Consider the following 12,998-nt stretch of genomic DNA (forward strand, 5'->3'; position numbering starts at 1 on the left):
CTTCTCCTATCGCACTGGTGAATAAGTGTGCCGACGGGGCGAGGGGCCGCTCATGCCCGTGAGCGGCCCCTCTTTTTCCCTCGATGGCTTAGTGGACTTTAGCGGCCCACCGAGGGGTGCTACAAATCCGCAGCTAAAACGCGCTATTGGCAGCACACCTCAGCTTTAGAACGACGCCACGAGTGGCGTGGTGAGCAGCCCTCCGGCGTCCGAATCAAGGATCACCTACGAAAAAATCGTAGGTGATCCTGTCGGACTGAAGGGGCCCGTCGAGCCAGCACCCGCCCTGGCAACCGCAGCGACCAGGAGGCCAGGTGACGGGCCCACAGGGGCGAGCATGAGACGCGAAAATGTTGCGGCCAGGGGAACATTCACGTGTGGTGATTCCAAATGCCAGCTTCGACAATGCTGCGGGGCGGGGAATTCACGTGTGGTGATTCCAAATGCCAGCTTCGACAATGCTGCGGGGCGGGGAATTCACGTGTGGTGATTCCAAATGCCAGCTTCGACAGTCCTGTGGGGCGACATTGCGGCACCGGGCAGGGAGCGGGCGGCTTGTGCTGCGGAGTATCTCCCCTCAGGCGAACACGGCAGCAATCGCCTTGCGGGTGCGCTCCTGGCTCGACGGCATGAGGTGCGCGTACACCCGCAGTGTGAGGCCGGGGTCCGAGTGCCCGAGGTACTCGGCAAGCGCCTTGATGTTCTCCCCAGCGTCCAGCAGCACCGACGCGTAGAAGTGCCGCATGGCGTGCATGCCGTTCTCGCGTGACTCGGCGTGCGGAGCGCCGGCCGCCGGGACCGGGATGACTCCCGCCGAGGCCAGAGCCGGTTTCCACGCTTCCTCGTTCAGCGAGGTGCGCCAGACATGACCACCGCGCGGTCCCATGAAGATGAGCCGCTTGGTCACCAGCGGTCCGCCCGCGACCTTCCACGGCAACGTGATCTCGACCGGCGGGAACTGCTTCATGTGGGCCCGAAGTACCTCAGCGACCGGGCCGGGGAGCGGCACGTCCCGCAGCTTGCCGCCCTTGGGCGGAGCGAAGACCGGCTTGCTGCGGCTCAGCTTGAGCTGCTGGACGACATGCAACGTGTCCGACCGGAAGTCGATCGCGTCCACCGCGACACCCAGGATCTCGCCTTGCCGCAGGCCGCAGGCCGCAGCCGCCGCCCAGGTCGACCATCGCCTGATACCGCTCCGGCATGCCCGCTCGCACCGCGAAGAGCCGTTCCGTAGTCCAAGGCGTGACGCGCTTCGTGTCCACGGTCGGCGGCCGTACCGAGCGGGCGGCGCAAGGGTTCCGAGGAAGGTGCCCGTCGTCCACGGCCGCGCTGAGAGCCGCCCGGACGTTGGAGTAGATCGTCCGGGCGTACGAGCCACGTACACCGTTCGCCTGGAGCTGCTGCACCCAGTCGCGGATGTGCGCCGGCTGGAACGAACCAAGTGGACGCGTGCCGAGGTACGGGAACGCGTGCAGCCGAAGCTGCGACTCCATTGAGGCTTGCGTGTTGGGGTCCGCGCCTTGTGTGGACACCCAGCCCTCCGCGTATTGCTGGAAGGTGGTCCGGGCCGCGCGGGGATCGATGTACTGTCCCCGCGCCATGTCCGCCTCAGTATGGGCCAGCCACTGATCAGCGAGCCGCTTCTGTCGGTCCGGGAAGCTCTTCGACTTCTCCGTGCCGTCCGGCCCGACATAGCGCGCGCGGTAGCGGGACCCCACTCCGTAGCGATCCGACTTCACCTTGCGAGGCTTACCGTCAGGGTCGGTCACGGTCACGAACCAGCGGTCCTGAATGTGTCCGGCCATCAGGCAGCCGCCTCGCTCCGGCGGGAGTCGACCCAGGCCCGTACGTCGTCGGGGTCGAAGCGGAGGTGCCGGCCGACACGGAAGCCGCGGGGGCCGGTCCGCTTCCGGCGCCACTGGTAGACCGTCTCGACGCTGGGCAGCTCGAACATCTCGACTAGGTCGTCAGGCGTCAGATAGCGACTCGGCAGAGGAAGCGCCATGGTCACCACTCCCCCTCATCGACCAGCTCCGCCATGGCTGCACGAGCGGTTTCGCGGTTGAGCCGGAGACCACGGGCAATGGTCGCGGCGAGGACGGATTCGCCGGGCGAGTGACCGTGGCCGGCGTATTGCCAGTCGGCCAGGACGAGCACGGTGTCCGGGACGCGGTCCTCCAGGCCGAGGGACTGCCGTTCCTGAGCAGCGCGGAAGTCGGCGCGGGCCTGGCGGAGCTCGCCGAGAGTGGTCGAGTAGCGGCGGGACTTCGAGGAGAAGTGCCCGCGGAACCCGAGCATGTGTGCCCAGGCACGCAGCCGACGTTCGGGGTAGATCGGATCGAGGAGGTGGCATGCGGCGATGAGACGGCGGGCGTGGTCGGGAACGCCGTGGCGATCGAGCTCGGAGAGTTCGCCAATGCGGCGGTCCAGAGTGCCGGTGTTTTCCGCCGCTTTGGTGGCGTACTTCGCGACGTAGGACGCCACAGCCTGTTCGGTGACATCGGAGCCGTCGCCGAAGGCAACGACCGGGCGGACGTCGAGTTGTGTGCCCCAGCGGAAGGTACGAGCGGGCTGCTCGCCGACGGCGGGTGCGGACACCGAGGTGTAGTTGTGCTGAGCGGCTGCGTGTATCGCATTGGTGAGCAGGTCGACGGTCGCCCAGGACGGAGGTGGCGTGCCGGGCCCGTCCGGTCCGTCGATCCGCATCACGGCGTGGAAGTGGATCGCCCCACGCCTCTGAAACTCCGCGACTTTGCCGTACGAGAGCCGAGCCGATTCCTTCAGCTCTACCTGCGTAAGCCCGGCGCGGGCCGCTATTTCCCGTCGGAGGCGAGTGGTGAACCGCATCCAGAGGTCGCCGGCGTAGTTGTTGAACAGGACCGATCCGGCGTAGTCATACGTCTCGGGGTCCAGCGCGGTACCGAGCTCGGATGCATCTGCCGAGTGCCGGCTACCGCAACGGCAAGTGCCACGTTCGGGACGGTTGTGGACCGGGCCGAAGGACGGGGCGGTAAGGGTGGCGAAGACCCGGGGGTGATCCCGCACGGTGGCGGGGAGATCGCGGCGGTCATCTCCGGCCAGGCCCGCGCGGATCAGGTGGTAGGTGTCTCCGGCGTACGTCCAGGCGCAGGAGGGGCAGCGGGAAGCGCGGCGATTTCCGCAGGCGAGGCGGAGACGTCCGCCGGGCTCGGTCTCGGTCGAGTAGTGGTGAAGGGTCTCGCCGGTGGTCTTGTCCTTGGTGAGGGTCCAACCGGTCAGGTGGATCGGGTCGGAGCAGCCACCGGTGCGGCGGATCTGGTCCTCCCAACGGTGGAACTCGGGGGCCGAGGCCACCCTCAGCAGGTCGCCGAGGGTGAGCCGGTCGAGCTGCGATTCAGGCATGTGCACTCCCCCGGCGGCGGGCGGTGCGGTCGGTCATGATGGTGCTTCCTTCCGGATCTGTGGTTCGGGCAGGAGCACGGCTTCCGGGCGGCGGATGCTTGGCGGTATCGAGGCCGCCGGAAGCCGGTCAGCGGTGGTTCTGCGACGCCACGAGCGACCGAATGACCAGGGCGCTTATGGCGAGCGACGCGGCGGTGACGGCGACCGCAAGGAGCATGGAGACCAGGACCGCGCCGACGACCAGCACCACGGCCGTGCCGCCACCGATGACGGCGACGACGGCACCGGGCGTGAGCTGGACCGTGGGACGTACGGGAGCCGTAGGGGCCGGGGCCAGGGTCTGGTGGGGCACGGCGGGGACGTCGCTCCGGGCGGTTCCAGTGACAATTCCGGTCGGCAACGGGTTGGTGGGGATCTTCGGACGGAGCATGGCGGTTCTCCCTTCGGCGGGGGGTTACTTGACGGCGGTGTCGATCACGGGGTCAGGAGGCTGTCGGCGAGGAGGTAGCCGCCGAGCAGCAGCACGAGCACGAGCCACCAGGGCGGGCGGATCAGCTTCACGCCGAGCCAGCCGACGACGATCAGGGCGAGCCAGAGCGGTACGTCCATGGATTGGTCTCCTTCAGCGGACCTTGCAGCGGTGGGTGCGGGCGGCGAGCTGGGCGGCGGACCGGCTGCTGAAGTCGGACGACCAACCGCAGCGATCGGCGGTGCACACGGCGGCGTGCTGGGTGCGGCCGTGCCGGTCGCGGTGGGTACCGATCTGCACCGGTCCGATCCGCATCACGGAGTGGAAGTGGTCGCGGGCGGGCATGGTGGATCTCCTCTCGGGTCAGGCGAGCTGAGCGGCAATCGCGGCGGCGAGTTGAGGCGGAACTCCGAGGCGGGCGCGGAGCGTGTCGGTGTCGATCGGTGAACCGGTACGGGCGCGGTGGTCGTCGGCGACCTTCCGGGCGTGGTCGACGAGCGCGGCCGGCACGGGCGGAGACGCGTCGGCGGGAGGCAGGACCGGAGACTCCTCAGCGGCAGGAATCGGCGCTGGTTCCAGCTCCGGGGCCTGTTCCTCGGTGACGAGCTCCGGCGCTGAGGAATCAGCCGTAGGCACCGCCGGAACGGGCGTCCCGTCCTCAACCGAGGTCTCTGTGTGGGCGAGGAGCGTCCCGCCGAGGAAGGCAAGCGCGGGCCATCCAGCAATGCCGAAGCGCAACCAGGCCGGAGGGTGCGCGAGATCGAGGAATCCTGCGGTGGCGACGTTGGCACCGAGCGAAGCGACGAGCGCGATCAGGAACCAGCACCAGGCGAGCCGGGACGGGCCGTCCTTGCGTAGCCGCCGCCAGGCAGCGACCAGGAGCAGATCAACGCTGATCGGGTAGGCCCATGCCTTCCAGCCGTCCTGGCCCGCGGCGGCGGCAAGGTCGTGGAGGTGGGCGAAGGAGAGCGCGCCAGCGATCACGGCTTGGATCAGTACGGCGTCCACGCGCACGGAGGGACGGGCCATCGGACTTCTCCTTTTCGGCATGGGACGGGTAGGGACTTGGCGCGGGAATGGTCCACGCCGACCGGTGAGCGGGAGGGTCAGGCGGTGGTGGGCGCGGCTTTGGTGAGCGGCGCGGTGGCCGAGGCCAGGGGTGCGACGGTGGGCCGGAAGGCCGCGAGGGCGGGCACATCCGGAGTGCGGTCAGCGTGCCGGTTGCAGATGTTCACGGCTTGGCGCAGTGAGGTGTGTGGTGCCCGGATGCGGGTCCATCCACCGGTCGAGTCACCCGAGACCGCGATGCCGGGGACGTCGGTGGGAATCTGGATCGCGGCAAGGACGGCGTCCGGAGCAATGTCTCCGAAGGCCATGTTGGCGCTGGACTCGTCATTGACCCGGTGGGCGGTCCGACCCGTGAGTTGGGCACGGAGCATCGTGATGCCCTTGCCGAGTTCGGAGCCGAAGCGCTGGCCACAGATCTCCAGGTAGATCCCCGCGGCACGGCCGAGCTGAGCGAGGCGGACCAGAGCAGTGACGATCCGGTCGCGGCGCTTCTCCTCGTCCTTGGTGGCGAACAGCGCCAGCTCGGCGACCTCGTCGACCAGGACCACGACCGGCGTCGGGCGTATGTCGGTCGGCAGGTCCCAGATGTCGGCGGCTATGTCGGCGTCCGGAACGTCAACGGTGATGCGCTGAGCGGAGCGGATGAGCTGGTAGACGTCCTCCATGTGCTGCACGAGTGCTTCGAGGAGTTCGAGGGCGGTGTCCGGGTTGTCGGCGAGGGCGGAGAAGCGCCGGGCGAGCGGAAAGAGCTCGACGCCCTGTTTGCAGTCAATCCCGACGAGCGCGACGTCGTGCGCCGCGAGGCCGGCGACCAGGTTGCGCTGGTAGACGGACTTCCCCGACTCGGTCGCGCCGAGCGTCAGCCCGTGGGGCACAGCCCGGTAGTCGCGGTAGTGGACGGATCCGTCCTCGCGCAGTGCGACGGGGATACGCATCGGCGCGGGGCCGGTTTCGGCGGGCATCTGCACCCGCCGGAGGACGTCGTATCCCGTCATCCGTAACTCCACGATTCCCGAGCGAAGTTCGCGGGAGGTGACTCCGTACATCCCGAAGGAGTGCCGGAGGCGGTCGGTGGCCGAGGCAACGTCGAAGGCATCCTGACCGGGACGGAGCTTGATCCGCAGGACCAGCCCGGTACGAGTAGGCCGAAGCCGGAGAATGCGCGGGGCCCTCGACTCAGGAACGGGGCGGTTCGTCATCCGGGCGAGGGAGAGACGCCAACGCGCGGGCGGAACGGTGAGTCCGCAGGCGTCCATGACCGAGGCGTATCGGACCGCTACCCGCAGCGCGGCAAGGGTGACCCCGAAGGTCATCCAGTACCAGGCGGGACGCCGCCACCGCAGGATCACTGCGATGACGACGACCAGCAGCAGCGTGACCAGGCACCCGGTCATGATCAGGCCGCCTTGGGCTTCTCGGCAGCGGCGACGAGCGAGGTGACCGCCACCGCGCGGAAGGCGATGCCATGTCGCTTCTGCCCGTTGAACTCGTTCTCCCACGGCCGGGCGATCAGGCCGGTGACGGCGACGGGCGTGCCCATCATCAGCTCACCGGAGATGCCCGGCTCAGGGACGGTGACCGAAAGGATCTCCACCTCCTCGTTCGCCACGAACATCACGTCCACGGTCATGAGCTTCGCGCCGCTCTCGACGTCCACGGCGATCTCGCCGGTCCGGCGGTCCTTGACCTTGATCTGCGGGGGCTTGGCGACCATCACTGACGCGGCGGAGGTGTCGACGGGGATCGTACGCACAGAAGATCACTCCTATAGAAGTCTTCGACTCAGTCACTCATGTATATGAGTGACATAAAGAAGAGTGCATCACTCCTATACATGAGTCAACCCGCCGAGACGAGGAAGTCACGGCGGGCTGCGTTGAGTTGAGTGCGCGTCAGTCGGAGGCGGGGATCCGGTAGCTGAAAACGAACTGGTCAGCGGCCATGAGCGTGTCGCACACCTCTACGACACGATCCTCCGTCGTCCTTGCCTCACGGATCAGGTGAACCACCGAAGCACCGGGGCTCAGGGCCAGTTCGGAGGCCTCCGCCTTGGTCGCCAGCCGGGCTTGCAGCGTCTCGACGAACTCCGCGAACTCGTGCCCGTGGTCTTCGAGGCGGGCGTAGATGCCACCACCGCCGGGGTTCTTCGCGAAGAGCTCGGGGATGTCCTTCGCAACGTCCCACGGGAGGTACGACGTGGCCGTCTCGACGGGGGTTTCATTGCGGAAGTAGAGACGGCGCCGGGCGAGCACCTGAGCGCCGGCGGGGACGCCGAGCCGCTCCGCAATGTCGTTCGGTGCGTCCATCGGACCGATGTAGAGAACACTGACGCCCGCTTTGGCGCCGGACTGTTCCGACTCGGCGAGGTACGCAGCCTTGCCGCCCTGTCGATGGGAGCGCTTGAAGCGGTCCGAGGAACGGTGCCGTACCGGCGGCCGGGCCTTCACCATGGAGCCCTTGCCCTGGCGGGTCTCCACGAGGTCACTCGCGCGGACCTCCACCATGGCCTTGCGGATGGTGCCGCCGGAGACGCCGTAGCGCTCCACGAGCTCCGATTCGCTGGGCACCATGTCACCGGGCTTGAGGATTCCGGCGCGGATCTGCTGAACGATCTCCTCGGCGATCTGCACGTACCGAGGTACGGACTTCCCACCTCCTACTGCTGTTTCCATAGTCCTTCTCTTCCTCCTATGCTCCTGTACATGAGTAACAGTGCGCAGGAAGGCACGTCAACGCCGCTTCACTCCGTGTCCGTAGCCGGAGTGGTCGTGCGCGAGGACGGGCGACTCCTGGCGATCCGCCGTGCCGACAACGGCACTTGGGAGCTCCCAGGCGGTGTACTCGAACTCGACGAGGCCCCGGAGACGGGCGTTCAGCGCGAGGTCCTGGAGGAGACGGGCATCCACGTCGAGGTGTACGAGCTCACGGGGGTCTACAAGAACACCATGCGCGGCATCGTGGCCCTGGTCTTCCGATGCAAGCCCGCCGGCGGAAGCGAGCGGACGTCCAGCGAATCGACCGCGGTCGGCTGGCTCACGCCGGACGAGGTCACCGAGTGGATGTCCGAGGTCTACGCGGTCCGACTGCTGGATGCCCTCGACGGGAACGGGCCCCACGTGCGGAGCCATGACGGCAAGCGCCTGACGCCGGTGCGATAGAACTTTCTCTACTTCATCAAGGCCCGCGCACGGCGCGGGCGCGCGCCGCCTCAGCGGCGCGGCCTGCCTCTGTCTTCGCCCCGGCTGGCCGCGCCCGGCGGCGCGCTGGCGAGCTGCGGGCCTGAAGGTGGGGGACACCCTCTGTGGCTGGGGCGGTCGGCTCCACGGCTTTAGGCAGCCACTTTGGGGCGAGCCTCTAAGATCATGGCCCCAACGTCGTGCTTTAACGGGCAGGTCCACAGACTGCCCGACTCGCCGGAAGCTTAAGGGGCCATGATCACTCGCCCCAAAGCAGCTCCAGCCCAAAGCCACTCCGCCGACCTGTGAGCCGTGGCAGCCCTTGTGCGGGGAAGCAAGAGGAGCTCCCCGCCCTAACACCTAGAACAAGCGACCCAACTGCTCGGGAACGGCCGACGCTACCGCGTCTGTTGCACCGCTTTCGTAGGCGCGCACGTGCTCCGAGAGACACTTCCCAATGACCTCTCCAAGACGAACAGGCACGGCGTTCCCGATCATCCGCCCTAGGCGGCTGAAAGTGACTTGCTCACCTCGTTTGAGGAACTTGTAGTTCCTGGGGAAGGTCTGCAGCATCGCGGCCTCTCGGAGAGAGATTGCACGATCTTGGGTGGGATGGCCAAAGCGCCCATTGCCGTACCCAAAGCACTGAGTGGTAATTGTGGGCGCCGGCGCATCCCACTCCATTCGCCCATAGACGCTTGGGTAGGTTGATCCAGTTGTCTTGCGGTGGCACGCCGCAATGAGGTCCGGGTCCCAGTCGCGCCAAGTGCCGCCGGGCTTCGAGGCTTTGATTCGCTTCATGTTGGTTTCACTGAGGGACGAAGCAATGTGCAGAGGGTCCCTGGCGTGCTGCTCCCCGGCATTGATAGGTGGCAGCTTCCCAATTTCTTCTCTGACTGTGCGAGGATTTTCACCGAATTGCGAAGCCAGATCCAGTCCATGCCCGCCGAGCTTTGACGCCAGAAGAACGAGCCTTTTTCGAGATTGCGGGACACCGATCTTCGTGCATTCGACCTTTGTCCAGCTAACAGAATAGCCTTTCAGGGATTCTAGGAACTCTGAAAAGACTTCGTGGTCAGTTAGCTGAACCACATTTTCCATGGTTACGAGATCTGGTTGCAGATCAGCCACGAGAGAACCAAAGTCCCGGACCAACTGCCAGTCCATACCCCGCTTCTTACTCCTGCCCCCCTGACTGTATGTAGAGAAGGGCTGACAAGGTGCACATCCGGCGAGCAGTGAGTACTTACCTTCATCCAGATACGGCTTCAGGGTCGCCGCATCAAGGTCCTTCACGTCCTGCTCAATGAACGGTGCTGCGTTGTTCGCTTCGAACGGGTAGCGGCAATGCGGATCCAGATCGACTCCAGCAGTGACGTTAATTCCGCTGCGCACTAGCCCGTGAGTGAGTCCCCCGACGCCACAGAACAGATCAACCGCTGAAATAGTAGGGGGGTCTTCACTCATGCCGTATCACCGCTTGGCCTGCTGTCCGGTCGGAGGAAATCATGGGAATCGATATAGCTCTTGAAGCACGTGATCACTTCGCGTAGGTACGCCTCTACACTCTGCGACATCTCTCGTAGTTCGCTCACCAGTACGCCATCCGCACAGTCCACAAAAGAGATCGAACCGTGAGCCAGGCCGTTCCTGCGGTTCTTAACCAGTTGCAGGGGGCCGAGGCCATCGCGCTTCTTCCGCTTGACGCTCGCCTGGGTGGGCAGGGTCAGCGACAGAGGGCAGCCCAGCCGCTCGGCCATCTTGTAGATTACCTGATCATCCCAGTTCCCCCCGCCACCGACATCTATAACGAAAGGCTCGATTGGAAGTTGCTGAACGATATGAGTGCTCATCTGGAGTGCATGCTTCAGTCGACTCTCTGCGGACATGTCAGCATGCGTGCGCGCCGTGGACCTCACCCATTCACCCATGAGCTGGTCATTGAGTTGATGGGGTTGCCACCTGCCTGCAGTTGAAGTCGCTTCAGTCAACTCGGATACGCATCTAGCCATTGTGGCTTCAACGAGATTATACAGTTGCAGATAGACGCTGCTGTATAGGATTTTCTGCTGTTTGGCCGTGATTCGATATTCCGATACGGCGATTCGAGGGATTCCGTTTTGAGTTGCCTCCTCGACCTTTTCGAGAAGATCGACGTAGGAGTCAACTTCACCAAAGCGCTCCTCGAAGAACGGCAAGAGATCTGCAGTACTCATGCGGCTACCAGACGACCCCGCACGAAACCGATACGGTTTTCAAGTCGCGCCCGCGCATTCGCCCCATCGGATCCCGTAATTTCGACAAACTCATCGCTTCGAAGCCAGCTCTCCACGTCGAAAATCTCTCGACCAAAATTCACAATTTCGGGGCGTTCCTGCATGGCGGAATAAGATCCGAGGGCAATGGACTCATATCGCGCGCGGGGCGTGGCATTTCCGTTAGCAGATTTACGGAAACCGTACGGGAAGACCCTCTGAACGAACTCCATTGTCTCTCGAAAACGGCGAGCATAAGAGATGGCCAGGGTTGGGTCTGTCGCGAAAGCCAGGTTCATCTTTTTTGCGTACTTGAAAATAAAATCAGACGGCCGATCCCTGTAATCATGGAGACCATCACCATATGCAAAGAATCGCGTTACGAGCTCATCGTAACCACGCTCATCTTTTTGTTTCTTGCTCATGGGGGCAAGTGAGATTAGGAGCTGGTCATCAGCCAACTCCATGACTAGATCAAGGAATGGGCCAGCGAGCGCGCCACGCCTAACTTCGGCCTTGTTCGCGATTTTGCTTCCGGTGTTAATTCGCTCGAACATGTCCAGTCGGGCAGCCTCATCGGCAAGCTCATTTAGGACGATCCCTCGAATTGACTTGTTTTTAATCTTCCGTTGCCGCGATTCGGGGAGATCCGCGAACCTGAACCCGGAAATATGCGAGAGTTGGTCAAGCTCCCCGAGTTGGAAGTTTCCAAGAATGAACTCTTCCAATGTGCGAAGCCGTTGAGACCCGTCTACGATCTCGAGTTTTCCGTCTTCCATCTCCCAGAAGAACACAAATGGGATCGGCAGTCCCATGATTACAGACTCGATGAACTTGGATTTACGCTCAGGCTCCCAAGTGAACGCCCGCTGGTAGCGCGGAACGACATACTCCTTGGCGCGCATCTTGCTCGCCAAGATTTCTACCGTGTATTCAGTAATGTAAAAGTCAATCCGCTTAGACTGATCCACGATTTGCTGTTCAGCGGCAGCCTGCTCGTCCGGACCGATCAGGAGATCACCGTTCGTCACCATTCGTCCCCACCTATGCAGCGCCCTGAGCCAAGTTCGTTAGCCGACCTATACACGATCATGCCATGTGCTGTCTCGCAGTCCTGGAGATTCTCATCCTCTGCTGGGCAGGGGGTGGTTCTGCCAGCCTACGAGAGGGTCACAGCCGGGGTAGGAGGCTGGCCCCACCCAAACTGAGAGCCGCCGCAGTGAGGTTGCTTGGCCGGCAGGCAACGAGGAAGGGAACCGAGAATCTCACTCGGGTTCCCCTCCCGCGTAGCAGGGAGTGTCTGTCCTCGGCTGGCGCCGTTGTGCCGCTGCCTCTTCAGACTCGGTGAGGATCGTTCACTGCGAGCAGATGTCCGCGGCTTGCCGCGACCCGAAGCACATCCCGCAGTGCGCCGGTCAGGTCGTGAACCAGGCGGCGCAGGTCATTCAGGTCCGTGTCTTGGTCGTCGAGGGCTCCCGAGACCTCTTCCAGCAGTTCGGCTGCCGTGCCGAGTTGTACCGCTTCCGTGTTGTCTGCCAGGCGGGACATGTAGCTATCCGGGTCGTCGGTGCTCAGGTAGCAGGGCTTGCCCTCCGGGCCTGACCATGGGAGAAGCCGAAGTTCGTTCGGTGTCGTCATCCTTGGGTTGGCCTCTCGTTGAGCACGTGGTGGGCGGTAAAGACGGCGTCGACTCGGTCTCCTGGAAAGGCCAGGAGCGCGGCTTCAACGACGCGGCCGGTCTTGTCGGTGGCGATGCGGGTGATCGCGAGAACGGCCATGTTGTTTCCGATCCGGAGGGCCGAGGCTTCGTCTGGGGTGGGAGAGCGAGCGGAGACCGTCTCGCGGATGGTGGCCGGCGACGGGCCGAGGACGGCGAATCGCGTGGCGGCCTCCTGGCACACGGGGTCGTCGTCGAGGACTCCGGCCGGGGCCAGGTCGCGCGGGATGTAGATGCGGGCCAGGCCGTGCGGCGAGCCTTGTTCGAGGCTGAGGCAGGTGTACTCCGCGAGAGGGCTACCTGTTGGCACCTTCAGCAACGTCGTCAGGTGCACGGAGGCCGGAACCGTGGTGCTGCGAACCGTGATGCGCAGCGTTGACTCAGCGGCGGTCCAGGGGTCCAGCGTGCCCCAGCCGCCGACGTACATGATCTTGCGGCGGGGGTGACGGACATAGTTGCCCTTGCCGTGGATCTTCTCGACGAGTCCTTCGCCCTGGAGCACGGCGAGAGCGCGTCGCAGGGTCACCGTGCTGACTCTGTACCGGGCGGCCAGGTTGGCTTCGGACGGGAGGCGTTCGCCGGGCTTGATGCTGCCCGTCGTGATCTGGTGGCGTAGGTCGTCGGCGATGTCGTGGTGGCGAGAGGGCACGGAGCCGGTCACCGCCTTCTCAGCAGTCGCAGGGCGATGAGCCGGGTACGCGTGTGTATGGCCAGCAGTTCGCCCGACTCGAAGACCAGTTGCTTGGCTCCCTGAGGGAGTTGGAAGAGGTCTCTCACTCGGCAGGCTTGACCGCCGAGTTGGATGATGTCGCCGCGCTGCACGGTTGCCGCGGTGACCTCGACGGGGGAGACCAGCGCGCCGACGGGGGCTCGGTCCTTCACGCCTTCACCTCGGCGGGCGCAGACGAGTCGGGGGTCGAGTGGCACGGGCA

General features: G+C 64.7%; 16 protein-coding genes and 1 pseudogene. 1 reads left to right on the forward strand and 16 read right to left on the reverse strand.

Translation table 11 applies throughout. The annotated features are described in order from the left end of the window. Window positions 1-577 precede the first annotated feature (577 nt). From EAO72_RS24545 to EAO72_RS24590, 10 genes and pseudogenes are all read right to left on the reverse strand, one after another. Window positions 578-1,805, reverse strand: a pseudogene (locus EAO72_RS24545) (tyrosine-type recombinase/integrase). Next, the gene (locus EAO72_RS24550; RefSeq protein WP_030636111.1) at window positions 1,805-2,005 is read right to left on the reverse strand and encodes a helix-turn-helix transcriptional regulator; all 201 of its coding nucleotides are present in this window, start codon (window positions 2,003-2,005) and stop codon (window positions 1,805-1,807) included. The pseudogene EAO72_RS24545 and the gene EAO72_RS24550 overlap by 1 nt, the downstream one beginning before the upstream one ends. A gap of 2 nt (window positions 2,006-2,007) precedes the next feature. Continuing rightward, window positions 2,008-3,381, reverse strand: coding sequence for a replication initiator protein RepSA (gene repSA, locus EAO72_RS24555; RefSeq protein ID WP_148019409.1), 1,374 nt, complete (start codon window positions 3,379-3,381; stop codon window positions 2,008-2,010). Between the two features lie 127 nt (window positions 3,382-3,508). Beyond that, window positions 3,509-3,811 carry a SpdD-like protein gene (locus EAO72_RS24560; RefSeq protein WP_148019410.1) on the reverse strand — a complete coding sequence of 101 codons (303 nt, stop codon included), beginning with the start codon at window positions 3,809-3,811 and terminating at the stop codon, window positions 3,509-3,511. Between the two features lie 44 nt (window positions 3,812-3,855). Next, window positions 3,856-3,990: a hypothetical protein gene (locus EAO72_RS43285; RefSeq protein WP_148019411.1), complete on the reverse strand. Its 135-nt coding sequence runs from the start codon at window positions 3,988-3,990 to the stop codon at window positions 3,856-3,858. Between the two features lie 13 nt (window positions 3,991-4,003). Then, window positions 4,004-4,195: a mobile element transfer protein gene (locus tag EAO72_RS24570; protein WP_014047488.1), complete on the reverse strand. Its 192-nt coding sequence runs from the start codon at window positions 4,193-4,195 to the stop codon at window positions 4,004-4,006. A gap of 18 nt (window positions 4,196-4,213) precedes the next feature. Beyond that, entirely contained in the window at window positions 4,214-4,879 is a 666-nt protein-coding gene (locus tag EAO72_RS24575) for a DUF2637 domain-containing protein (RefSeq protein WP_148019412.1), read from the reverse strand. 77 nt (window positions 4,880-4,956) lie between these two features. Beyond that, window positions 4,957-6,312, reverse strand: a complete 1,356-nt coding sequence (locus tag EAO72_RS24580) for an FtsK/SpoIIIE domain-containing protein (protein WP_148019413.1) — start codon at window positions 6,310-6,312, stop codon at window positions 4,957-4,959. Window positions 6,313-6,314: 2 nt separating this feature from the next. Beyond that, window positions 6,315-6,671: an SCO3933 family regulatory protein gene (locus EAO72_RS24585; RefSeq protein ID WP_148019414.1), complete on the reverse strand. Its 357-nt coding sequence runs from the start codon at window positions 6,669-6,671 to the stop codon at window positions 6,315-6,317. A gap of 139 nt (window positions 6,672-6,810) precedes the next feature. After that, window positions 6,811-7,590 (reverse strand): GntR family transcriptional regulator, encoded by a 780-nt coding sequence (locus EAO72_RS24590; RefSeq protein WP_148019415.1) that lies wholly within the window; start codon window positions 7,588-7,590, stop codon window positions 6,811-6,813. Window positions 7,591-7,608: 18 nt separating this feature from the next. Here EAO72_RS24590 and EAO72_RS24595 point away from each other — a divergent pair, with 18 nt between their 5' ends. Further along, on the forward strand, window positions 7,609-8,076 hold the full coding sequence (locus EAO72_RS24595; RefSeq protein ID WP_148019416.1) for an NUDIX hydrolase: 468 nt from the start codon (window positions 7,609-7,611) through the stop codon (window positions 8,074-8,076). A 378-nt stretch (window positions 8,077-8,454) separates the two neighbouring features. On the opposite strand, the gene EAO72_RS24600 is transcribed toward EAO72_RS24595, so the two are convergent. From EAO72_RS24600 to EAO72_RS24625, 6 genes are all read right to left on the reverse strand, one after another. Then, window positions 8,455-9,561 (reverse strand): DNA cytosine methyltransferase, encoded by a 1,107-nt coding sequence (locus tag EAO72_RS24600; protein WP_148019417.1) that lies wholly within the window; start codon window positions 9,559-9,561, stop codon window positions 8,455-8,457. Beyond that, complete coding sequence (locus EAO72_RS24605; RefSeq protein ID WP_148019418.1) at window positions 9,558-10,310, reverse strand: MAE_28990/MAE_18760 family HEPN-like nuclease; 753 nt, start codon at window positions 10,308-10,310, stop codon at window positions 9,558-9,560. Before EAO72_RS24605 ends, EAO72_RS24600 begins: the two co-directional genes overlap by 4 nt. After that, complete coding sequence (locus EAO72_RS24610; protein WP_148019419.1) at window positions 10,307-11,383, reverse strand: DUF262 domain-containing protein; 1,077 nt, start codon at window positions 11,381-11,383, stop codon at window positions 10,307-10,309. Before EAO72_RS24610 ends, EAO72_RS24605 begins: the two co-directional genes overlap by 4 nt. A 301-nt stretch (window positions 11,384-11,684) precedes the next feature. Beyond that, window positions 11,685-11,987 carry a hypothetical protein gene (locus EAO72_RS24615; RefSeq protein ID WP_148019420.1) on the reverse strand — a complete coding sequence of 101 codons (303 nt, stop codon included), beginning with the start codon at window positions 11,985-11,987 and terminating at the stop codon, window positions 11,685-11,687. Beyond that, entirely contained in the window at window positions 11,984-12,727 is a 744-nt protein-coding gene (locus EAO72_RS24620; RefSeq protein WP_148019421.1) for a GntR family transcriptional regulator, read from the reverse strand. The genes EAO72_RS24615 and EAO72_RS24620 overlap by 4 nt, the downstream gene beginning before the upstream one ends. After that, window positions 12,724-12,948, reverse strand: coding sequence for a hypothetical protein (locus tag EAO72_RS24625; protein ID WP_148019422.1), 225 nt, complete (start codon window positions 12,946-12,948; stop codon window positions 12,724-12,726). The genes EAO72_RS24620 and EAO72_RS24625 overlap by 4 nt, the downstream gene beginning before the upstream one ends. Window positions 12,949-12,998 lie beyond the last annotated feature (50 nt).

The sequence above is a fragment of the Streptomyces sp. OR43 genome (assembly GCF_008042275.1).
Lineage (GTDB): Bacteria > Actinomycetota > Actinomycetes > Streptomycetales > Streptomycetaceae > Streptomyces.

Excerpts from the sequence above, each read along its gene's own strand:
- EAO72_RS24550 (WP_030636111.1), bottom strand. The coding sequence starts at position 2,005 with ATGGCGCTTCCTCTGCCGAGTCGCTATCTGACGCCTGACGACCTAGTC.
- repSA (WP_148019409.1), bottom strand. The coding sequence starts at position 3,381 with ATGCCTGAATCGCAGCTCGACCGGCTCACCCTCGGCGACCTGCTGAGG.
- EAO72_RS24560 (WP_148019410.1), bottom strand. The coding sequence starts at position 3,811 with ATGCTCCGTCCGAAGATCCCCACCAACCCGTTGCCGACCGGAATTGTC.
- EAO72_RS43285 (WP_148019411.1), bottom strand. The coding sequence starts at position 3,990 with ATGGACGTACCGCTCTGGCTCGCCCTGATCGTCGTCGGCTGGCTCGGC.
- EAO72_RS24570 (WP_014047488.1), bottom strand. The coding sequence starts at position 4,195 with ATGCCCGCCCGCGACCACTTCCACTCCGTGATGCGGATCGGACCGGTG.
- EAO72_RS24575 (WP_148019412.1), bottom strand. The coding sequence starts at position 4,879 with ATGGCCCGTCCCTCCGTGCGCGTGGACGCCGTACTGATCCAAGCCGTG.
- EAO72_RS24580 (WP_148019413.1), bottom strand. The coding sequence starts at position 6,312 with ATGACCGGGTGCCTGGTCACGCTGCTGCTGGTCGTCGTCATCGCAGTG.
- EAO72_RS24590 (WP_148019415.1), bottom strand. The coding sequence starts at position 7,590 with ATGGAAACAGCAGTAGGAGGTGGGAAGTCCGTACCTCGGTACGTGCAG.
- EAO72_RS24595 (WP_148019416.1), top strand. The coding sequence starts at position 7,609 with ATGCTCCTGTACATGAGTAACAGTGCGCAGGAAGGCACGTCAACGCCG.
- EAO72_RS24600 (WP_148019417.1), bottom strand. The coding sequence starts at position 9,561 with ATGAGTGAAGACCCCCCTACTATTTCAGCGGTTGATCTGTTCTGTGGC.
- EAO72_RS24605 (WP_148019418.1), bottom strand. The coding sequence starts at position 10,310 with ATGAGTACTGCAGATCTCTTGCCGTTCTTCGAGGAGCGCTTTGGTGAA.
- EAO72_RS24610 (WP_148019419.1), bottom strand. The coding sequence starts at position 11,383 with ATGGTGACGAACGGTGATCTCCTGATCGGTCCGGACGAGCAGGCTGCC.
- EAO72_RS24615 (WP_148019420.1), bottom strand. The coding sequence starts at position 11,987 with ATGACGACACCGAACGAACTTCGGCTTCTCCCATGGTCAGGCCCGGAG.